A 21,492-nucleotide genomic window follows, 5' to 3' on the forward strand; every position below is an offset into this window, starting at 1 on the left:
ATGATGCAGGCAGTAATTTTAGCAGCGGGAGAGGGGAGCCGTCTGCGTCCTCTCACCCGGAGCAAGCCAAAGGCTCTAATCCCGGTTGCAAACCGGCCGATCATCGATTACGTCATCGATGCACTGCTGGAGAATGGGATCCGCGAGATCGTTGTGGTTGTGGGATACCGCAAGGAGGAGGTCATCCAGCACCTCAACAGCCTCGACGCGCCGCTCCAGGTCGTCATACAGGAACGCCAGCTCGGGACGGGAGACGCTCTCAGGGCGGCCGAGCCGGAGATCAGGGGCGATCTCCTGGTTCTCCCTGGCGACAACTACATCAATGCCGCGTCGATCGCCCGGATCAAGGGCGTGCGCAACGCCATGCTGGTGGCAGAGCACCCCAACCCCTCCAACTTCGGTGTTGTGGTGATCCGCAGCGGCATCGTCCGCGAGGTAGTTGAGAAGCCCGAAGACGCCCCGACGTTCACGGTATCGACCGGGGTCTACTCTTTTACGCCGGAGATCTTCTCCTATCTCCAGACGAACGAGATCCCCGACGCTGTATCTGCCATGATAGCAGATGGCCGGCAGGTTCGCGCAATCCCGGCAGACGAGTGGCAGGACGCCGTATACCCGTGGGACCTCCTGAAACTGAACACCCGGATGCTCCGGGGGATCCAGCCCGGGATCGCCGGGACGATTGATGCATCCGTCGTCCGCCGGGGGGTCGTGCAGATCGGCAAAGGAACCACCGTGGGTCCAAACACCGTGATTTACGGCCCCGTAAATATAGGGAGCAACTGCAACATAGGCCCGAACACCGTTATAATGCCGGACACGAGCATAGGTGATCGGGTGGTGATCGAGCCCTTCACCTACGTCGCTGACTCGCTCATCATGAGTGATGTCACGGTCGGGTCGCACTCACGGATAGTCTCGGCGGTCTTAGGGCAGGGCTGCATCCTCGCCGACCATATCACAACCACTCCCTCCGCAAGCCTGATCGAGGTGGGGGGCCGCGTCCAGAAAGAGGAGTTCGGCGCGGTTCTCGGGGAGGGTGTACGGGCTGCACCATTCACAACGTTTAAGAACTGCATCGTCGGTAACAATGTCAGCATACTTAAGGGGCGGACGCTGGCGGGCAGGATCGAGGACGGCACAAGGGTGATGTAGGTGTGCGGGATCGTCGGCTACACCGGGAGGCGGGCGGCAACCCCTATCCTGGTGCGGGGGTTGAAGAGGCTTGAGTACCGCGGATACGACTCCTTCGGGATTGCAACGGTCGGCAGCGCGATCGAGGTCTACAAGAAGGCCGGCCGCATCCCGGACAGCGGGGTGGTGCCGGTCGATCTCGCGGGGTGCACCGGTATAGGGCATACCCGGTGGGCGACGCATGGTGAACCAAACGAGATCAACGCTCACCCTCACGTGGACTGTGGCGGGAGGATCGCCGTTGTGCACAACGGCGTGATTGAGAACTACGCTGAATTGAAGCGGAGCCTCCAGGAGAGGGGGCATACCTTCAGGTCTGAGACAGATACCGAGGTGATCGCCCACCTCATCGAGGAGCGGTATGACGGTGATCTCCTGGCAGCGGTCAACGCGGTTCTTCCACTGCTCCGGGGCTCCTACGCAATACTTGTGATCGCCGACGATCGCCAGAGGGTCGTCGCCGCTCGCGATGCAAGCCCGCTTGTCCTCGGCATCGGTGATGACGAGGTCTTTGCCGCTTCGGACATGACGCCGCTTCTTGAGTACACGGAACGCGTGATCTTCCTTGAGGACGGTGATGTTGCCGATCTCACCCCCTGCCGCTGCACAATCTATAGCGGCGGCCGGAAGGTTGAGCGCCCGGTTGAACTGATCAACTGGTGCCTTGAGGATACACGGAAGGGCGGTTTTCCTCACTACATGCTGAAAGAGATCTACGAGCAGCCCCAATCGTTCTATGAGACCCTCAGGGCGGGTGTCGACGAGCGTGTGCGAAACCTGGTGATGGAGGCCGATGAGATCACGCTGGTTGCATGCGGGACATCCTATCATACCGCCCTGGTCTTCAAGTACCTGGCCGAATCGCTCTGCGGCATACCGGTGCGCGTCGAGATGGGTTCGGAGTTCAAGTACTTCACCCCACCCCTCCACGGCCTCGTTATCGCGGTCTCGCAGTCGGGGGAGACGGCGGATACGATCGCCGCCTTAAAGATGGCAAAAGCCCGCAACTGCCCGACGCTTGCCATAACCAACATGCAGGGAAGCACGGTCACCCGGATCGCGGACGAGACCATGCTCATGCGGGCCGGCCCCGAGATCGGTGTCGCTGCAACCAAGTCCTACACGGCACAGCTTGCGGCGCTTATGCAGATTGTCAACCTGCGATGCGAGGGGGCGTTCGACGATGCTCTGTCGCATGCGCACCTGGCCATCGGGGATGTCCTCCTCCAGGACGTCCATGAGGCGGTCACTCTCTGCTCAAAGGCCAAGCACGTCTTCTTCGTAGGAAGGGGGCCGTTTTACGCGGTGGCGCTGGAAGGCGCCCTCAAGATGAAGGAGATCTCCTACGTTCATGCCGAGGGTTACGCTGCCGGAGAGTTGAAGCACGGGCCGTTTGCCCTGCTCACCCCGGAGACGCCGGTGGTTGCGATCTGCACCCCCGGCCCGACATACGGGGTGATGGTCTCGAACATAAAGGAGATGAAGGCGAGGAGAGCGCCGATCATCGCCATCGGGGTTGCCGGTGATACTGAGCTCCCCGAGATCGTGGACATCTTCATCCCCATACCGGACACACATCTTCTGGTTCAGGTGCTGACTGCGTCGGTCGTCCTGCAGTTGCTTGCCTACCACACCGCCTGCGCCCTGGAACGGGACGTCGACAAACCGCGGAACCTGGCAAAGAGCGTGACCGTTGAATGATAGAGTATGGACGCAACGCCCTCGGTGAGGGGGCGACGATATTTGAGCCGGTGACCATCGGGTTTCCCTCCCGTGACCGGATAGGAGAGAAGGAATACCCGGGCGCCACCATCGGGAAGAACGCGGTCCTCCGGTCGGGGACCATCATCTACTGCGATGTGAGGATAGGTGATGCTTTCCAGACCGGCCACAACGTGCTGATCCGTGAGAAGACCACTATCGGAGACCGCGTGGCGGTCGGCACGGCGGCGGTGGTAGAGGGCGACTGCACCATCGGCGACGACGTCCGCATCCAGAGCCTGGTCTACGTCCCGACCGGCGCCCGGATCGGTGACCGGGTTTTTATAGGCCCAAACGCTGTCCTGACAAACGACCGCTACCCGCCGGGGCCGCGTGAGTCTCTCCGCGGCCCGGTTTTAGGAGACGACGCCGTCATCGGTGCAAATGCGACGATCCTGCCCGGCGTCAGGGTTGGTGAGGGTGCGTTTGTCGCTGCTGGAGCGGTTGTGACAAGGGATGTCCCGCCGGAGATGCTTGCGGTGGGGGCACCGGCACGGTTCCGTGCGCTCCCTGCTGAAGCGAGGCGGTGCCGGTGATGATCCCCGTTGCCCGGCCGGTGGTCGGGGAGGAGGAGATCGCTGCCGTCGCTGAAGTGATGCGGTCGGGGATGCTTGCCCGCGGTTCGGTCGTCGCGGAGTTTGAGTCCCGCTTTGCGGACTACTGCGGTGCCGCCCACGCGGTCGGCGTCAACTCGGGCACCGCTGCGCTGCATGCTGCACTCCTCGCCGCCGGCATCCGTCCGGGAGACTCGGTGATAGTCCCGGCGTTCACGTTCTTTGCGACGGCATCGAGCGTCTCTATGTGCGGGGCAACACCGCTCTTTGCGGATGTCGACCCGCGGACGTTCAACATCGACCCTGCTTCGGTCGAGGCTCTCGTCAGCCCGGATACCCGGGCGGTGATCGGCGTCCACCTCTTCGGGCAGCCTTTTGATCTCGATGCCGTCCGTGCGCTCTGTGACGACCACGGTCTTATGCTGATCGAGGACGCCGCCCAGGCGCACGGCGCTGAGTATCACGGGAGACGGACAGGCAGCCTGGCCGATATAGGGTGCTTCTCGTTTTACCCGACGAAGAACATGACCACCGGGGAGGGCGGTATGGTCACGACCGATGACGAACGCATCGCCGAACGGGTCAGACTCTTCATCGATCACGGCCAGAGCCGGAAGTATCTCCACACAGTCATCGGCTACAACTACAGGATGACAAACATCGCCGCCGCGATCGGGATGGTGCAGGTCGAGCGGCTTGAGGCGTTCAACGAACGCCGGATCGAGAACGCCCGCTACCTCGACCGCCACCTGGCGGGCACGGGGCTCGTGACGCCACACGTTGCGCCGGGAGTCAGGCACGTCTACCACCAGTACGTTGTGAAACTCCCGGCCGGCTACCCGGTTGCGCGGGAGGTGTTCATGAGCGCCCTTGCGGAACGCGGGGTCGGGACGGCCGTCCATTACCCCATCCCGCTCCACCGGCAGCCGGTCTACGAGAGTGCGGGCAAGACCGCGTCCTGCCCGGTATCGGACGACCTTGCGGCATCGGTCGTGAGCCTGCCGGTTCACCCATCGGTGACGGATGAAGAACGGGCATACATCTGCGACGCGGTGCGGGAACTCTCCTGACCGAGAAGATGAAGGACCAAATACTCTTTTTATTGAAGAGCATCCGATCAGCACGTTTGCTGGCGGTCTGGTGGATCTCCCTCGCAAGTTGTAGGCCACCAGAGATCGCCCTCCGGAATCCAACGGCGGCAGTGGCCGGATTTTATGAGAGAGAATGAATATAAGATTTTATCGAAGCGATATAGTTATCTGTGCCGCAGAGGTATATTTTAATGTCGGAGATCACACCGCGGCAGGACAGGTAAGGCACGGTGCCCCGGAATGCCTCCAAACACCGGCGCATCCAGGGCACCTACAACGCTGCCGGATCCAGGATAGCCGGATTGAAGTGACCATCCCCTGAACGTAGCAACGTACTCTTGCCCGGGATGGTGCACGTGGTTGCTTCTGAGCCTATGAGGCGGGGAAAACACTCTGACATCGTGCAAAAGGGGCTTGAAACCCGGGTACAGGTCAAGGTCAAATTTCAGCGAAGCAGGAGGAGCAAATGCAAAACCTTCTTGTAAAGATCACTGATAGAAGTGCAAAAATTGGAATTATCGGTCAGGGCTACGTCGGCCTCCCGCTTGCAATGGCTTTTGCACGGAAGTTTACCGTCTTCGGCTACGACGTCTGTTCAGGCACCGTCGAGCGGCTCCGGGCAGGGAAGTCTCACATCCAGGACGTTCCGGACACGCAACTCTCCCTATACCTTGGACAGACCTATTTCCCGACCTCTGATCCCGAAGACCTTCACCAGTGCGACTTCCTCATCATCTGCGTCCCAACACCGCTATCGGAAGACAAGATCCCGGATCTGAGCTGTATAAAGGATGCCTGTTCGACTCTCAAAATCATTCTGCGCCGGGGGAAGTTTGTCATTCTGGAGAGCACAACTTTTCCGGGGACGACCGATGAGGTGGTGGTTCCGATCCTCGAAGAGACCGGGCTCGTCGCCGGCAGCGACTTCGGCATCGCCTACTCTCCAGAGCGAGTAGACCCCGGGAACAAGCAGTACCCCATCGATAAAGTGCCGACGGTCGTCGGCGGGATCAACGCCGAGTGTACCGAGATCGCCGCCGCCCTCTATGGGAGTGTCATGGACCGGGTCGTCCCGGTTCGGGATGCCCGCACGGCGGAAGCCGTGAAGATGATCGAGAACATCTTCAGGAACGTCAACATCGCTCTGGTCAATGAGATGGCTCTCATCTTCGAACGGATGGGCATCGACACCTGGGAAGTGATCGACGCCGCGGCCACCAAGCCTTATGGTTTCATGCCCTTCTATCCCGGTCCCGGCATCGGCGGCCACTGCATTCCCCTCGACCCCTACTACATGTCGTACCGGGCGAAGAAATACGGCTTTATCCCCCGCTTCATCGAGACCTCCGGAGAGATCAACGAGTTCATGAAGATGCACACTGTCAACCTTATCGAGAAAGGGCTCAGACAGGTCGGCAAGCGCGTTTACGGTGCGAAAGTCGCTGTGATGGGTCTCGCCTACAAAAAGAACATCAATGACTCGCGGGAGTCGCCTTCCATCAAGATCGTCGAAGAACTCGCAAACCTCGGGGCCGACGTGCGGGTCTACGACCCGTTCGTCCCCTCCCTTGCGACGAAGGCAGGCGTGTTTACTTCGGCAGAGAGCATCGAAGAGGCGCTTTCGGGGGCTGATTGTGCGGCATTCCTTGTGGACCACGATGCCTTCAGAAGGCTGGACGCAGGGTATATCGGGAGCTGTATGAGTACCCCTGTTCTTGTAGACTGCAAGAACCTCTTCCAGCAGAAAGACGGAATCGTATACCTGTGCATCGGTAAAGGCGAGTGAGCCCGGTAACGCCAGCACGGAATAGACCACTTTTTTCAGGATGAGCGCAAGTGTCTGCCTGCACGATCGATGCCGCAAGGTCGGATAAACCACATAGAGGCCGGAACTAAAACCATGCTGTGACGGCTACAGGGCCGAGACCCGGGGTTTCATATGAATCCCGCTTTGAGCGCACGGCCACGCGCACACCAGATGCAGATCGTCGTTTCGGGGCGGATTTTTCGTTAGAGGCGAGGAGAAAGACGGGTATTTTCATCATACCGGCTAAATAATAAATAGTAAACCATTACATTGATACTATGCTCTTGTGGATCGGCATAGGGCTCATCGTTGCTGCAGTCGCCCCATACATAGTATACCTTATCGGGATCAACATCGGCAAAAAACCCGGCAAACCGCCGGTACTCGAAGAGTATCCGCCCATCAGCATCATCATCTCCGCATATAACGAAGAGGCAGTCATTCAGAAGCGGGTCGAGAACATCCTTGCATCCTCATACCCGGCAGACCGATATGAGGTCATCTTTGTGGACGACTGCTCCTCCGACAACACCCGGGTGCTTGCCGAGGAGGCCTTCAGGAAGGCCGGTATCACTCACCGGATCATTGCCAATACCGAGCGACTGGGCACAAACCGGTCGTATAACAAAGCAATGCAGATGGCGCGTTTTCCAATCGTTGTCACCACGGATGCTGACGTATTCTTTGAACGTGAAGCTCTCGCGCACCTCATCGCCCGGCTCGTCAGCGATGAGCGCATTGCTGCGGTCTGCGGGGACCTCCATCCCCTCCCGGACGACGGGTCCCATCCGGCACAGATGGAGAGCGCTTACAGGAACTACTACGGGCGGATGTGCAGCTGGGAGAGTGCCGTCGACTCCACCTACACCTTCAACGGTGCCCTCGTCGCGTTCAAGCGCGACCTGGTGACCAGGATCGACGACAAGCGGGGAGCTGACGATGCAAACACGGCGTTCGAGGCGATCCGGCGCGGATATCGGGCGGTTTACGAGCCCAGCGCTCTGGTCTACGAGGACATACCACGGGATTTCCATACGCAGTACCGGCAGAAGATCCGGCGGGCCACCCGTCTAATCGAGGCGACAACCGCAAACCTTGACCTCTTGAGACATGCCCGCCCGTTTTCGCGGTTCTTCTACCCGCTGCGGATCTACATGTACCTCGCAACGCCGGCCCTCTTCTTCATCGGAAGTGCTCTCTTCATCGTAGGGCTTGCTCTTGCGTCCACCACCCTCGCTTTCGGGCTCCTCTGTCTCTTCGCCCTGATCGGTTACTTCCGGAGGAGCAGCACGATCGTCTCCTTTACCACGAATCAGGTCTATCTCGCAAAAGGGCTGCTTAACCTAGGAAAAGATATGCGGGTCTGGGAGAGTACGTCAAACAAGTTGGGGACCGGGTAGCCAGTCCGGTCTCCCCTCTGCTGAGGGTCCTGAAATCATCAATTTTTACGAAGAAAGCAGGCAGAAGCCCCCCATTTTAGTGGGGGATGAATGCCGTTCTCCGGCAATCTTATTACGCATTGGCGCGCACAAAACCATAATACGTAAGGCCTATCGGTATCGACTCTCTCCCTCAACGTCTCAGGTTACTCTCCTTGAGCAGACGCTTGAGATCTGTCGGTGGGTCTATAACGATACGGTCGCAGTGCGAAAGAACGCCTGGGAACAGGAGCAGAATTCCATCTCTCTACGAAACCAACAAGATCCTGCCCCAATGGAAAAAGGAACGACCCGATCTGAACCGGGTTCATTCTCAGGTTCTTCAGAATGTTCAGATGCGCGTTGATCTTGCTTTCAAAGCGTTTTTCCAACGGGTGAAGGCGGGCGAGAACCCCGGCTATCCCCGGTTCAAGGAGAGAGATCGATACGATAGTTTCACGTACAAACAGTCGGGGTTCAAACTCGATGGAGATCGTCTCCATCTCTCGAAGATCGGTGAGGTGAGGATCGTCCTCCACCGACCCATCGAGGGAACGATCAAGACTCTCACAATCCGGCGGTCTTCGACCGGGAAGTGGTACGCCTGCTTCTCGGTCGAGTACGATCCCTCTCCGGCACCGCAGAAGGAGACCGTAGTCGGGATCGATGTCGGTCTCGAATCCTTCGCCACCCTCTCAAACGGAGAGAAGATCGAGAACCCCCGGTTTTTCCGTACTGACGAGAGGGTTCTCGCCAAAGCACAGAGGAAACTCTCGAAGGCACAGAAGGACACTCCTGAACGAAAGAAGGCCAGAAAGATCGTCGCACACGTCCACAAACGGATCGTCAACAGACGGCTCAATTTTGCTCACCAGACCTCCCGTCAATTGGTAGATCGGTTCGGTACAATTGTGTTTGAGGAACTGAACATCACAAACATGCAGAAGAACCACCCTCTGGCAAAAAGCATCGCAGATGTTGCCTGGAATATGTTTATCTCGATCACGGGGAGCAAAGCGGAGGATGCTGGCTCACGCGTGATCTAGGTGAATCCCAGAAACACATCACAGATGTGCTCCAGATGTGGGATGATCGTCGCCAAGACACTTTCTGATCGTGTCCACTCCTGCCCACATTGTGGATTGGTGATGGATCGCGACCAGAACGCGGCGATCATTATTATGAGATTGGGGCTGCAATCTCAGGGGTAACCCAGGATGCCCCTGACTTCAGTTGGGGGAGCAGTCACCCGGAGCACGATCCAGAGCAATAAACCGGATCCTGCAAGAGGAATATATCATCCTGCAGATAGACTCTCTTATCCATGTGTGGTATTGCCGGGCAACTGCACCTTGCGGGAGGAGCAGCCGATCCAGAGTTGGTCCGGCGGATGTCCGACCTCCTCAAACACCGCGGGCCCGACGGGGACGGGATCTACGTAGACGGGATGGTAGCGCTTGCTCATCGCCGCCTGGCAATCATCGATCTCTCCGAAGAGGGGCACCAGCCGATGACCAACGAGGACGGGACGCTCTGGCTGGTCTTCAACGGGGAGATCTACAACTACCGGGAACTCATGGAGGAACTGATCGCGCACGGCCACCAGTTCCGATCGAGGACCGACAGTGAAGTGATCCTGCACGCCTACGAGGAGTGGGGAACCGGTTGCCTGCAACGGTTCAACGGGATGTGGGCGTTCGCCCTCTGGGACGGGCGGCGCCGCGAACTCTTCTGCGCCCGGGACCGCCTGGGGATAAAACCGTTCTATTACGCCCGAACCGGCGACTCGTTCCTCTTTGCCTCCGAGATCAAAGCACTCCGTGTACATCCCGAGGTCGGCAGGCACCCCAACGAGAAGATGGTGTCTGCATTCCTCGCGTGGGGTCTCGCGGATCACACCGACCAGACGATGTTTGACGGAGTGCTCCAGCTGCTTCCGGCGCACTACATGATCGTCGGAGAGAACGGGATCGTGGAGCATGCGGCCTTCTGGGAAGTTACCGTCAACCCCGCCCTTGAATCAGAGCCCGATTCCGACGAACACCTTTCCAGGGCGTTCTTAAGCCTCCTTGAAGACGCGGTTGATCTCCACCTGCGCAGTGATGTGCCGGTTGGAACCTGCCTTTCCGGCGGACTGGACTCATCCACCCTGACAGTGCTCATCAACCGGGTGCTCCGCCGTGGCTCTCCCGGCGGGGAGCCCCCGCGCCAGAATACGTTTTCTGCCTGCTTCGAGGACAAACGGTGTGACGAGAGCACCTACATCGATATCGTCGTGGAGAGTACAGGCGTCAGGTCACACCGGGTCTACCCGGCCGCCGATGCAATCTGGGTGGATATCGAGCGCCTGCTCTACATCAACGACGAGCCGTTTGCCGCCCTGACGCTGTACTCCCAGTACTGCGTCATGCGGCTTGCCCGGGACGAGGTGAAGGTGGTGCTGGACGGGCAGGGAGCCGACGAGCTCCTTGCAGGCTACATCGCCTACCAGTACTGCCATATCAGGGAGCTGGTCCGGGGGTTCCATATCCTGCGGGCTGCACGCGAGACTCTCGGGACACTCAGACACCACAGTGATTTCCTCTCGTACACCCTGACGCAACTCTTTGCCCGCAAAAAGCACCGGAACCTGATCCGGATGGAAGGATCCCGCACTCCCCGCTATCGCGGCACCCTGAGCGAGGTCCTGGAGACCGACCTGATGCGGGCGAACCTGCCCTATCTGCTCCACTGGGAAGACCGGACATCGATGGCCTTCTCTATCGAAGCACGGGTCCCGTTCCTCGACTACCGAGTCGTGGAATTTCTGGCGTCATTGCCCGTCGACCAGAAGATCCGGGGCGGCGTGACCAAGTTCGTCCTCCGAAAGGCGATACGGGGGCTGGTTCCCGAAGTGATCCGATGCAGGATGGACAAGAAAGGGTTCGCCACTCCCGAGGAGGTCTGGATGCAGGGGGACATGAGCGAGAAGGTCCTTGAGATTCTGTCGTCCGAGGCGTTTAAGAGCCGCCCCTACTGGGATGCTGACGCAGTAGCAGAGAGTTATAAGGCCTTTCTCCAGGGGAACATGCCCTACTCATCCGAGATCTGGCGTATAGTCTGCTGTGAACTCTGGCTGCGCCGGTTCATCGATCCGGCAGCATAGCCCAGGCAAGGAGGAAGGGGATCTCCTCTATCAGATCTGGCCCAGGCGGACGTACTGTTTCAGCCCATAACTCGCAAAACTGTAGGTATATTGTATCGCGCGGATGATGCCGGACGGCCCCTTTCGGTAGAGTCCCATCCCGATGAGCATGTTCCCGAAATAGTGAAAGACCAGTTTCACATTCCTCACGAGCAGCGCCCGCGAGGATATTTTCAGGCCCTGGAGATCTTCTGATGCATTCCGTCCGATCGCCTCAAACCGCTCCTTCTTCTCTTGCGGATAGTCCTCGAAGTAGCCGCGATGGTGATAGATCGCCTTCGGGACAAACTTGATTCTGCCGGTGACGATCGCTTTCTCATGGATTGCACCGTAATACCGCAGCCTGTCCCTCTTCGCAAGCCTGACATGGATCTCCGGGTGCCCGCACGGTGTTTCAAGGACCGTGCCGTCCGGGAGGACGTCGTGCCTGAGGAACGAGTAGGCGTCGTACTTCGGGGAGGATGTAAGGCCTCGGAGGCTCTCGAGAAGCCCCGGCTCGAGCGTCTCGTCGGGGTCGAGGATGAAGACCCACTCGTTTCGTGCCTGCTCGATACCGCAGTTCCGCTCGATGGCAAAACTGCCGGAGAACTTCCTCTGGATCAGGACGGCACCGAACTTCTCGGCAACGCCGGCCGTATTGTCCTCGCTCTGCCCGTCGACGATGACGATCTCATCGACGTATGCCGATATCATCTCAAGCGACCGGGCCAGAGCCTCTTCTTCGTTTTTTGTTATAAGGCAGGCTGTGATCCCCATGCTGTCACCACTTCTTGTCTCGAATCTCAATGTTCTCAAGGGTTCTCGTATAGATGCCCTGCACGGTGCCGGCGATCCGGGCCCAGGAAAACAGGTCCACTGCCTTCTTGCGGGCCGCAACCCCCATCTCCCTCCGGGTGGTATCGTTGGTCAGGACATTCACCAGCGCATCGGCGAGCCCGGGGGGATCTTTCGGTTCCACGAGGAGTCCGGTTTTGCCGTCGTCGATGAGATACGGTATGCCCCCGACGTTTGTCCCCACCAGAGGCTTGCCGCACGCCATCGCTTCAAGCCCTGCGATACTGGTCGCCTCCTTAAGGGAGGGGAGAACCACGACGTCCGCCGCCGTATACCATGAAGGCATCTCGGCGTTCGGAACCGACCCGGCAAAGATGATGTGATTCTGCACCCCGAGCTCACGGGCCCTCTTCTGGAGCAGGACCAACTGATCTGGATACGACCCCCCTACGATGAAGAATCGGGTGTCCGGACACTCCCGGAGGACCGCCGGAACCGCTTCGACCAGGTATTTGACTCCGTTCTTCGGTTCGAGGCGGCGGGGGCAGAGCACGATCCGGGTCTCCGGTGCGAGGGTGTACTGCTTTCGGAGGTCCCTGGGCGGAACCTCCGGAGAAAATTTGTCCGTATCCACCCCGTTCGAGACGAACGTGATCTTTTGCCGGGGAACCCCGAGCGACCCGACCGCTCCGGCAAGTTCGTCGCTCGGGGCGATGATCTGATCCATGCGTGCGTAGACCCACCGGTACAGCCACAGCATCCTCCCCCGCTCCAGGCGGTCCAGGAAGCCGGAGGTATGCTCGGTTGCAACCCCGGGAACCCCTGACTGCAGCCTCGATACGAACCCGTCGGGAAAGACGTAGTGAGAGTGCAGGAGATCGATCTTCTTCTCCCTGACGATACGCTTCACGGTGAAGTACTCGAACAGGGCAAATACCGGATACAGCAGCACGGTGTTTTTGGGCAGGTAGACTCTGACGATATGAAGACCGTCTACCGTCTCCTCTTTCGGGGCGAAAAACGCATCTCGAAACGTAACTATCGTGACGTCGTTCCCGAGACTCCGGAGCGCTCTGGCAAGCTCGTAGATATGTGCCGCAATCCCCCCGACGTTCGGGAGGAAATCCACCGAGAGTATGCAGATCCTGAGCCCCATTCGCTCCCCCAACTACATTTACGCTCGACTCATGTTATGCTTTACCATCTCTATGTTCGCAGGGCAGTTAGCTCACGGACAAAAAACGGTGCGACAATAGCACTATATACGGCACCGGGTCAATTTTAATGAACTATCGCACCCCATCATGCAGGTGAACCATGAGCGTTGCGATCATCCTCGGTACACGGCCTGAGATCATTAAGATGTCCCCGATCATCAGGGAGTATGAACGGAGGGGAGACGACTACTTCATCCTCCACACCGGCCAGCACTACTCTTACTCGATGGACAGGATCTTTTTCGAACAACTGCGCCTCCCGGATGCACGATACAACCTCAACGTGGGTTCGGGCCTGCAAGGGGAACAGACCGGGAAGATGCTCGGACAGATAGAGCGGGTTTTGATCGATGAGAAACCTCATGCGGTTCTCGTGCAGGGGGACACCAACACGGTGCTCGCGGGAGCGCTTGCCGCAGTGAAACTCCACATTCCGGTGGGACACGTCGAAGCCGGACTGCGGAGCAACGACCGGAGAATGCCGGAGGAGATCAACCGGATCACGGCGGATCACGTCTCGGACTACCTGTTTGCACCGACCGGTGAGTCGCAACGGAACCTGAGGAACGAAGGGATATCGAAAGAGAAGATCTTCGTCTGCGGGAACACGGTCGTGGACGCACTCTTCCAGAACCTCTCAATCAGCGAAGAGGCAATAGATCCGCTTAAAGAACTGGGGGTCCGGTCGGGCGGCTACTTCCTGGTGACGGCTCACCGCCAGGAGAACGTCGATGACCCGGGAAAACTCAGCGACATCCTCGAGGGCCTGGAGCGCGTCGCGACCGAGTACGCGATGCCCGTGATCTACCCCATGCATCCCCGGACGAAGAAGATGATGGAGCAGTTCCGGCTACAGGCAGGACCCGTCCGTTGCATCGAGCCTCTTGATTACCTCTCCTTCCTCCAGATGGAGAAACATGCAGGACTGATCCTGACAGACTCGGGAGGCGTGCAGGAAGAGGCATGCATTCTCCGTGTGCCCTGTGCGACGTTGCGGGAGAACACGGAGCGGCCGGAGACGGTGGCTGCAGGGGCGAACATCCTGGTGGGAACCGACCCGGGTACGATCATGGAAGGCGTGCGGATTATGATGGAGAGGGAGCGGGTTTGGCAGAACCCCTACGGCGACGGGACGGCGGGGAGGAAGATTGTGGAGATCGTTGGCTTGGTAGATGATTCTATCGCAGAAGGGGGACGAACATGAGCATAAAAATCCGGGAGCGCGCCGGAGTTGCAGTGATGCAGGCAGGGCAGGCACTCGGGATCGGTATGGTTAGGATCCCTTTCGGTGTGCTCAGAGGAAAGAAATGGCAGTTTACTTCTTCCATCCCATCCTGTGCATTTGGAGTCTATGAGCGGCATATTGCGACACGGTTGCAGGGTGTATTGAATGCGGGGGCGGTGTTCTTTGATATCGGCGCAAACGTTGGGTATTACACACTATTTGCATCCACCCTTGTCGGCGACGCCGGGAAGGTGATCTCATTCGAGCCGGAGCCGGGAAACATGCAAATGCTCATTGAACATACCACGATCAACAAGTGTATCAATGTTACCCACGTACAAAAAGCACTAGCAGATGCACCTGGAATCATTCGATTTGATGGGACTGCACATACGATGTGCAAGTTTTCTGACGACGGTAACATCGAGGTTGAGTGCACCACTCTTGACATGTTCATCCAGAACAGCGGAATCTCACCAGACATTATGAAGATAGATGTCGAGGGAGCGGAGGTGAGAGTACTGCACGGTGCTGATATCTGTCTATCGGAGATCAGACCGGAAATTGTACTATCAGTACACGACAATTTATTAGATGAGTGTTTGGACCTCCTCTCTGAATACGATTATAACATTGAGCAATTATCACCCGACGACCTGTATTGCGTGCCCTTAGAGAGAGGGAACTAGTGCCATGTCAACCCAGATATCAAATAAATATGCGATAGTATAACGTGGGCGTCACCTGTGAATAACCAATTTATATGCAACTTTATCCAATCAAACTTGAAGCAAATATAAGGACATCATAGAGATAGAGGGTAGTGTTTCAAATCTTCTGTAATTCTTCTGAGTCCTGTCTCCTTGTTTGATCATTCCCCCTTTATCGTCAAATATTTTCTGCCGGTCACCCACTCCTCATTGATGTCCATCAGGATGGATCCTGCCAGCCTGAGGAGTGACTCTTCATTGGGAAATGCCCCTACAACTTTGGTTCTCCGTTTCAGTTCCTTGTTGACTCTTTCCATCATGTTCGTCGTTCTGAGCCGTTTCCCGTGCGGTTTTGGGAATGCCGTGTAACTCAAGAGCCTCGGGAGGAATCGCTTGATCGTATTGGCTGCCTTCCGGTATCCGCGTGCGTTCAGGTCATCTGCAAGCTGCCGAAGTCTCTTCTCGTTCCCATATGCCTCCTTCAGCCCCTCTACAACCTCTTTCTGATGTTTCCGGGGAATATTCCTCAAGACGGCCCGGGTACAATGCACCTGACACATCTGCCAGGATGCGCCGAGGAAGGCGGCTTCCGCCGCCTTCTGGATGCCGGTATGCCCATCCGAGATGACCAGTTGGATTCCCTGCAGTCCTCGCTCTTTGAGGTCTTCGAACAATCCCGACCAGAATTCTTCATTCTCACAGTCGGTGACTCTCGCACCCAGGATCTCCCGGTAGCCGTCGTCCCGGACGCCGGCGACCACCAGGACCGCTTTGGTGACGTATCGTGCTCCGTCGCGGACTTTGTAGTAGGACGCATCCACGAAGAGGTAGGGAATCGCCTGTTCGATCGGCCGCAGGAGGAATGCCTGCACGTGGTCGTCGAGGTCCTTGGCCATCCGGGAGACCGAAGCCGGGGAAACCTGATCGACCCCCAGATGACTGACGATCTCCCGGATCTTTCTCGTCGAAACTCCCTGGAGGTAGGATTCGACGATTGCGTTCACTAGAGCTTTCTCCACCCGGGCGTAGCGCCCGAAGACCTGCGTCTCAAACGGGAACTCGCGGAACTGGGGTTTCTGGAGGACTGTCTCCCCGTATCGGGTCTTCAAAGAGCGGTCCTTGTAGCCGTTCCGATGCGCTTTCCGCGCATCGGTGCGTTCGTACCGGGCAGTTCCTGCCTGCTGGAGGGCCTCTGCGAGCATCACCTGGTTGAGGAACCAGGTGATGAGGTTCTTCATGCCATTCTCATTATCGGAGAGATAATCTTCGATTAACGCTAAGGGATCCATGGCCCTGTTTCTCCTTTGTCTAAATCTAGGTTGGATCCAGGGCCAATTCCATTTTACAGAACTTTCGTTACGTTACCGGACTACAAGTTATCCCCGGGGTCTCATTGCCGATACCTTCAACTAATTCGACAAATAGAGGAGAAATATCGTTTCCTGCAACACTATCAATATCGTGCACGGCGCGACCGGGGACTGGGGCCTGGCCAAGCGATCCGCCATGTCATCGTTCACTGCCGTACTACCCGGGCTTGCACACAACCGTGCTTCGCAACAATAAAATTACCGGGCCATCTTCTACAGATCCAGGGCGAAACCCCTGGGGTTCCGGACCACCCAACCCGACGCTCCTCTGCGATCGGCGGAGCGGAGACAACCCTTAACTACTTCAAATCGATCGCAAGGGTGCAAGACCGACGAATATCCTCCTTGTCTCCACCCAGGACTACATCCACCACCCGATCCCCTCGAGGCACCACAACATCTTCGAGGAACTCGCGAGGCGGCACGAGATCCACGTGCCCCACTTCCACGTCAGCAGAGGAGAGGAGCGTGAGACCCTTCTCCACGTCCACGAGGCGACGTGGCTCCCCATCAAAACCCCCTCCTTCACTACACATTAAACGCACCCTGCCACTACAGGGTCATCAGCAAGATCATCCGCGACCACGAGATCGACGTCGTCGTCGGGGCGCACGTCCTGGCCGGGACGGCGATGGTCAGAGCGGCTGAGAGGTACGGCGTCCCGGTGGTCTTCGACCTCAAGGACTGGTTCCCGGACTCGGCCGCTGCCTACTACAAAAATCCCGCTATAAAATGGGTGCTTCGTGAGGGTGTCCTTGCCATAACCCGCTACAACCTGGACCATAGCGACGTCATCACGACGGTCTCCCCGGGTCTCGTCGAGAAACTCAAGGCATACGGCTACGAGGCGGAGTTGATCACAAACGGTGTCAACACGGATATCTTCCACCCCATGGATGGGAGTGCGATGCGATCCGCACTCGGAATCGCGCCCGATGCCTTCGTGCTCGGGTTTGCCGGGGCAATCGAACGCTGGTATGCTCTCGATGAGGTGATCCGGCTCTTTCCGGAGGTTCTCAAGCGGCACCCGAACGCCGAGCTCCTGATAGTCGGCGGTTCGCTCTTCACCGGTTACATGGACGAACTGCAGGCGCTTGCTGCCAGGCTCGGGGTTTCGGGGAAGGTGCATTTCACAGGCACCGTCGATTACAATGACCTCCCCCGCTGCATCGCGCCGATGGATCTCTGCCTCATCCCGCTCTCGCCCCCTCAATGGGTGGATATCGCGCTCCCGAACAAGTACTTCGAGTACTCGGCGTGCGGGAAGCCGATCCTCTCGACCCCCATACCCGATATGCTCAGGATGGGCGGCGACCATATCACCGTCTACAGGGACGGGCAGGAGTTCCTTGAGGGGGTGGATGAGGCCGCCGTGAACCCGCGGTGCTGCACAATCCCGATCGAGGAGCACGCCTGGAAGAAGAAAGCAGAGGCTTTCGAGAGGATCTTTACCCGGCTGACGGGTAAGACCTGAAACTGCACCCTCCCCCATCCACCATCGATACACCAAGATTATATTGGTTCGAATGGAAACTGATTCCTAAAGGGAGTGCCCGATGGCTCAGATGGATATCAAGAAATACCAACCATATCTCATCATTGGTCTCATCGTCATCCTCGCGCTGCTCACGCTCTGGACGCGGGGAATCCCCGCAGATGGACTGGTGACCGACGAGGGTGTAAACCTGCTGGGAAACGATCCCTGGTACAATCTCCGCCAGGTTGAACAGACCCTGGCAAACTTCCCTGCATACGCCTGGTTTGACGCGATGACGCTCTACCCGACCGGGGACGTGATCTACTGGGGGCCTCTCTTCATCGAGATCATATCCGTGCTCTGTCTCCTTGCCGGCGCAGCGACGCGGCCTGAGATCATGCTGGTGGCGTCCTGGGTCCCGCCGCTGATGGCCGTGGCGATGGTGCCGGTCGTCTACCTGCTTGCGAGAAAGATCGCAGACTGGAAGACCGGTCTCATCGCCGCCGGTCTTATTGCGGTCATCGGCAGCAACTACGCCTATCGCTCCCTCTTTGGCTTTGTCGATCACCACATCGCAGAGACGCTCTTCTCGACGATCTTTGTTCTCGCCTACGTGACGGCGCTGCTTGCGGCGCGCGACCGGCCGCTCTCCCCGAAGAACTTCGAGACCCTGAAGATCCCGGTAATAACAGCGGCCCTCGCCGGGGTAGCCTACCTCCTCGGGTTCTTCAACATGCCGACGATGGTCCTCTTCGCGCTCATCGTGGCGGCCTTCACCCTGGTCCAGTTCATCCTGGACTTCTTCCAGGAGAGATCGAGCGATTACCTGGTTCTCATAAACGCCGTCGTCTTCGGCGTCGTCATCGTCGGGGCGGCGGTATTCGGCTTCCCGCACTCCGGCCTCAGTCTCTCCCTGTACACCGTCGGGCACGTTATCGTCTACGCCGCCCTCATCGGAGGCACGCTAGCACTCTACGGCCTCTCGGTCTTCCTGAAAAAGCGGCCTAAATATTACTTCCCTCTCGCGCTCCTCGCCATTGCAGCCGTCGTCGCCGCTGTGCTCTATGCCGCCCTGCCTGAGATCTACAACCTCCTTATCTCAAGCCTCATCTCCTTCTTCGGCGAGCAGCCCGTAACCACAACCGTCCAGGAGGCGCGGGCATGGTCGTTTGACGCCGCCTGGGCGACCTTCCACTGGGGGCTGCTGCTTGCTGCCGGCGGAGCAGCCACCCTGATCTGGCAGAACCGTGAGCGGGTGAACCCGGCCCACGTCTTCGTCCTGATCTGGTCGGGTATCATCCTGGGGTCGACCGCCGCGCATGTCCGCTACGAGTACTACCTTGCCGTAAACATCGCCCTCCTCTCGGCGGTATTTGCAGGCGGGGTCCTGAGCGCAACCTGGAAAGAGGTTGCCCTCCTCCTCCGGAAAGGAAGTGCAGACAGCGCGCGCCCCGCGGCGGGAAGAGCCGAAAAACGGGAAGAGCCTCCAAAGAAAAAGGGCAAGAAAGGGGCAAGGGCCGCTGATGCTCCTAAAGCGAAATCCAGGAAGCGTGATCAGCCTGATTACCTCAAAGTCGGCGGGTTTGTTCTGGTTGCCGCTCTCACCCTCCTCTTTGCCGGGACGTCATTCCAGGGGAACCTGGATCTCGCAAACAGCGCGAAATACAGTGGTATGGACTCGCAGTGGATGGAGGCCCTGGAGTGGATGGGAGAGAACACACCAGATCCCGGCGTCGATTACTACGCGATCTACGATCGTGAGACCTTCACCTACCCCGAAGAGTCATACGGTGTCATGTCCTGGTGGGACTACGGCCACTGGATCACGTTTATCTCGAAGCGGATCCCGAACAACAACCCCTTCCAGCACGGCGTTGCAGGGCCGAACGGCTCGGCGGTCTATCTCGTCTCGACATCAGAGGAAGCCGCAAACCACATCCTGGACAACATCGGTACACGATACGTGGTGACCGACTACCAGGTCGTCATGGGCAAGTTCCACGCCCCGGCAACCTGGGCTGATCCGAACGACACTGGAGGACTGCGGTTCCAGCCGGTATTCTTCGTTCCCATGGGTTCGGGATCGGCGGGTTACCAGGCGATGCAGTTCTACAACCAGGACTACTACATGACGATGGTCTCCCGTCTCCACAACTTCGATGGCTCCATGACCGAACCGACAACGGGATCGGTGCTATACGTCGAGTATGTCGAGCCGGAGATGGCAAACGCCTCATACCCGGTCATCACCAGCGCACAGGAGATGAACGCCACCGCGGCGGCCGCAGCAGCAGCAGCCTATAACCTGAATTCACCGGCGGGCTCTCACGCCACCGTCCTGAACCTGCACTACGATTACCAGGCTGACTCGATCCTGCATCCGCTTGAGCGGGTGCCGGCGCTCAAACATTACCGGCTTGTCCACGAGACCCCCCAGAACATCTACGGCAACGTGGGTGAGGACGGCCCTGACCTCAAGGCGGTCAAGATATTTGAGTATGTTCCCGGAGCCGCGATAAGGGGTGAGGGGGTCATCGAGGTCCCGATAGCCACAAACACCGGCCGGGAGTTTGTATACCGGCAGGAGAGCGAGAACGGTCTGTTTGTCGTTCCATACGCCACCTCCGGATGGTCGGGCGAGGTTAGAGCGACCGGGCCCTACCGGATCGCCGGCACCGGCCAGACCTTCGATGTGACTGAAGAGGATATCCAGCAGGGGCGCACCATCAACTGACAGGAATGCGCTACTCGATAATATACGGTGACATATTCACCCGGCACGATATGGAGGCCCATCCCGAGTCGGCCGCCCGGTTGCGGACGGCCCTCGAGTGCATACCCCCGAGCGCACGCTGGCGCCCCCCCATCCCCGCCTGCGAGGCCGATCTCGAGCGCGTCCACGACCCGCATTACATCCGCTGGGTGCGGGAGATGGCGACGGGCGCCTGCTTTTTAGACGCAAACACCTATGTCACCTGCCACTCTTTTGAGGCAGCGGCCCACGCTGCCGGGTCCACCATTGCAGCGGCGGAGCGGACGCTTGATGGTGAGCACTGTTTTGCACTTGTCCGCCCGCCGGGGCATCATGCCGAGCCCGACCGCGCAATGGGGTTCTGCATATTCAACAACGCCGCGGTTGCGGCGGCAAAAGCGCTCCTGTCCCTCGACCGGGTGGCGATCCTGGACTGGGATCTTCACCACGGCAACGGCACCCAGACGATCTTTTACGGGAGCGACAGGGTGCTCTTCTGCTCGGTGCACCAGGAGAACAGTTTCCCCTGGACGGGCTGGGTGGACGAGATCGGCACCGGCGCCGGCCGGGGCTACAACCTGAATGCACCGCTTGCGGCAGGCTCGACCCTCGCCGATTACGCCCTGGTATTTGAGGAGGTGTTCATCCCTGCTATCGTTCGGTTCCGCCCGGATCTTCTGATAGTCTCGGCCGGGCAGGACGCTCTCGCCGACGATGGGCGCGGCGGGATGAAACTTGAACCCGACGACTACGGTGTGCTTGCCGGGATGCTGATAGACTGGACGGACCTCCCCCTGGCGCTGACGCTGGAAGGAGGCTACGGCCCCTCGGCCGGGAAGGCCGTAGGCACTATATTCCAGGCCCTCGCGGGGAGACGGTTTGAGCCGGCAGAAAAGCCGGTGCACCGGAGCACGGAACGGGTTGTGCGGATCTTAAAGAGAGTCCGGTTCTGTTGAGC

The 21,492-nt window shown here is 58.6% G+C and carries 19 protein-coding genes; 15 read left to right on the plus strand and 4 right to left on the minus strand.

The genetic code is table 11. The annotated features are described in order from the left end of the window. From R6Y96_RS03630 to asnB, 10 genes are all read left to right on the plus strand, one after another. Positions 1 to 1,155: a sugar phosphate nucleotidyltransferase gene (locus R6Y96_RS03630; protein ID WP_318622164.1), complete on the plus strand. Its 1,155-nt coding sequence runs from the start codon at positions 1 to 3 to the stop codon at positions 1,153 to 1,155. Then, entirely contained in the window at positions 1,156 to 2,895 is a 1,740-nt protein-coding gene (glmS, locus tag R6Y96_RS03635) for a glutamine--fructose-6-phosphate transaminase (isomerizing) (RefSeq protein ID WP_318622165.1), read from the plus strand. It abuts the gene before it with no gap. Next, positions 2,892 to 3,491 (plus strand): N-acetyltransferase, encoded by a 600-nt coding sequence (locus R6Y96_RS03640; RefSeq protein WP_318622166.1) that lies wholly within the window; start codon positions 2,892 to 2,894, stop codon positions 3,489 to 3,491. Before glmS ends, R6Y96_RS03640 begins: the two co-directional genes overlap by 4 nt. Beyond that, a complete protein-coding gene (locus R6Y96_RS03645) occupies positions 3,488 to 4,579 on the plus strand; it encodes a DegT/DnrJ/EryC1/StrS family aminotransferase (RefSeq protein ID WP_318622476.1) in 1,092 nt (363 codons plus the stop codon). Before R6Y96_RS03640 ends, R6Y96_RS03645 begins: the two co-directional genes overlap by 4 nt. 487 nt (positions 4,580 to 5,066) lie before the next feature. Continuing rightward, on the plus strand, positions 5,067 to 6,386 hold the full coding sequence (locus tag R6Y96_RS03650; RefSeq protein WP_318622167.1) for a nucleotide sugar dehydrogenase: 1,320 nt from the start codon (positions 5,067 to 5,069) through the stop codon (positions 6,384 to 6,386). Positions 6,387 to 6,685: 299 nt separating this feature from the next. Next, positions 6,686 to 7,807: a glycosyltransferase gene (locus R6Y96_RS03655; protein WP_318622168.1), complete on the plus strand. Its 1,122-nt coding sequence runs from the start codon at positions 6,686 to 6,688 to the stop codon at positions 7,805 to 7,807. 79 nt (positions 7,808 to 7,886) lie between these two features. Then, positions 7,887 to 8,192, plus strand: coding sequence for a helix-turn-helix domain-containing protein (locus R6Y96_RS10385; RefSeq protein WP_404810324.1), 306 nt, complete (start codon positions 7,887 to 7,889; stop codon positions 8,190 to 8,192). Then, complete coding sequence (locus R6Y96_RS03660; protein ID WP_404810331.1) at positions 8,083 to 8,871, plus strand: RNA-guided endonuclease InsQ/TnpB family protein; 789 nt, start codon at positions 8,083 to 8,085, stop codon at positions 8,869 to 8,871. Before R6Y96_RS10385 ends, R6Y96_RS03660 begins: the two co-directional genes overlap by 110 nt. Continuing rightward, complete coding sequence (locus R6Y96_RS10390) at positions 8,872 to 9,036, plus strand: zinc ribbon domain-containing protein (protein WP_404810325.1); 165 nt, start codon at positions 8,872 to 8,874, stop codon at positions 9,034 to 9,036. 113 nt (positions 9,037 to 9,149) lie between these two features. After that, entirely contained in the window at positions 9,150 to 10,970 is a 1,821-nt protein-coding gene (gene asnB, locus R6Y96_RS03665) for an asparagine synthase (glutamine-hydrolyzing) (RefSeq protein ID WP_318622170.1), read from the plus strand. Between the two features lie 30 nt (positions 10,971 to 11,000). Here asnB and R6Y96_RS03670 read toward each other — a convergent pair whose 3' ends face one another. Together R6Y96_RS03670 and R6Y96_RS03675 are read right to left on the minus strand one after the other, a co-directional pair. Next, on the minus strand, positions 11,001 to 11,765 hold the full coding sequence (locus tag R6Y96_RS03670) for a glycosyltransferase family 2 protein (protein WP_318622171.1): 765 nt from the start codon (positions 11,763 to 11,765) through the stop codon (positions 11,001 to 11,003). A gap of 4 nt (positions 11,766 to 11,769) precedes the next feature. Continuing rightward, entirely contained in the window at positions 11,770 to 12,939 is a 1,170-nt protein-coding gene (locus tag R6Y96_RS03675; RefSeq protein ID WP_318622172.1) for a glycosyltransferase family 4 protein, read from the minus strand. Between the two features lie 161 nt (positions 12,940 to 13,100). On the opposite strand from R6Y96_RS03675, the gene wecB reads away from it, so the two are divergent. Then, entirely contained in the window at positions 13,101 to 14,204 is a 1,104-nt protein-coding gene (wecB, locus tag R6Y96_RS03680) for a non-hydrolyzing UDP-N-acetylglucosamine 2-epimerase (RefSeq protein WP_318622173.1), read from the plus strand. Beyond that, positions 14,201 to 14,914 carry an FkbM family methyltransferase gene (locus R6Y96_RS03685; protein WP_318622174.1) on the plus strand — a complete coding sequence of 238 codons (714 nt, stop codon included), beginning with the start codon at positions 14,201 to 14,203 and terminating at the stop codon, positions 14,912 to 14,914. The genes wecB and R6Y96_RS03685 overlap by 4 nt, the downstream gene beginning before the upstream one ends. Positions 14,915 to 15,096: 182 nt before the next feature. Here the strand turns inward: R6Y96_RS03685 and R6Y96_RS03690 are convergent, their stop codons facing one another. Together R6Y96_RS03690 and R6Y96_RS03695 are read right to left on the minus strand one after the other, a co-directional pair. Further along, positions 15,097 to 16,224, minus strand: coding sequence for an IS256 family transposase (locus tag R6Y96_RS03690; RefSeq protein WP_318622175.1), 1,128 nt, complete (start codon positions 16,222 to 16,224; stop codon positions 15,097 to 15,099). A gap of 380 nt (positions 16,225 to 16,604) precedes the next feature. Beyond that, positions 16,605 to 16,790 (minus strand): hypothetical protein, encoded by a 186-nt coding sequence (locus tag R6Y96_RS03695; RefSeq protein WP_318622176.1) that lies wholly within the window; start codon positions 16,788 to 16,790, stop codon positions 16,605 to 16,607. Positions 16,791 to 16,804: 14 nt separating this feature from the next. Between R6Y96_RS03695 and R6Y96_RS03700 the strand changes: the two genes are divergently transcribed. The 3 genes from R6Y96_RS03700 to R6Y96_RS03710 all read left to right on the plus strand — a co-directional run bounded on the left by R6Y96_RS03700 (position 16,805) and on the right by R6Y96_RS03710 (position 21,490). After that, positions 16,805 to 17,779: a glycosyltransferase gene (locus R6Y96_RS03700; protein ID WP_318622177.1), complete on the plus strand. Its 975-nt coding sequence runs from the start codon at positions 16,805 to 16,807 to the stop codon at positions 17,777 to 17,779. Positions 17,780 to 17,870: 91 nt separating this feature from the next. Continuing rightward, positions 17,871 to 20,516 carry an oligosaccharyl transferase, archaeosortase A system-associated gene (locus tag R6Y96_RS03705; RefSeq protein WP_318622178.1) on the plus strand — a complete coding sequence of 882 codons (2,646 nt, stop codon included), beginning with the start codon at positions 17,871 to 17,873 and terminating at the stop codon, positions 20,514 to 20,516. Positions 20,517 to 20,521: 5 nt separating this feature from the next. Next, positions 20,522 to 21,490: a histone deacetylase family protein gene (locus R6Y96_RS03710; RefSeq protein WP_318622179.1), complete on the plus strand. Its 969-nt coding sequence runs from the start codon at positions 20,522 to 20,524 to the stop codon at positions 21,488 to 21,490. Positions 21,491 to 21,492: the final 2 nt, after the last annotated feature.

The sequence above is a fragment of the Methanoculleus receptaculi genome (genome assembly GCF_033472595.1).
In the GTDB taxonomy this organism is placed as follows: Archaea; Halobacteriota; Methanomicrobia; order Methanomicrobiales; family Methanoculleaceae; genus Methanoculleus; species Methanoculleus receptaculi.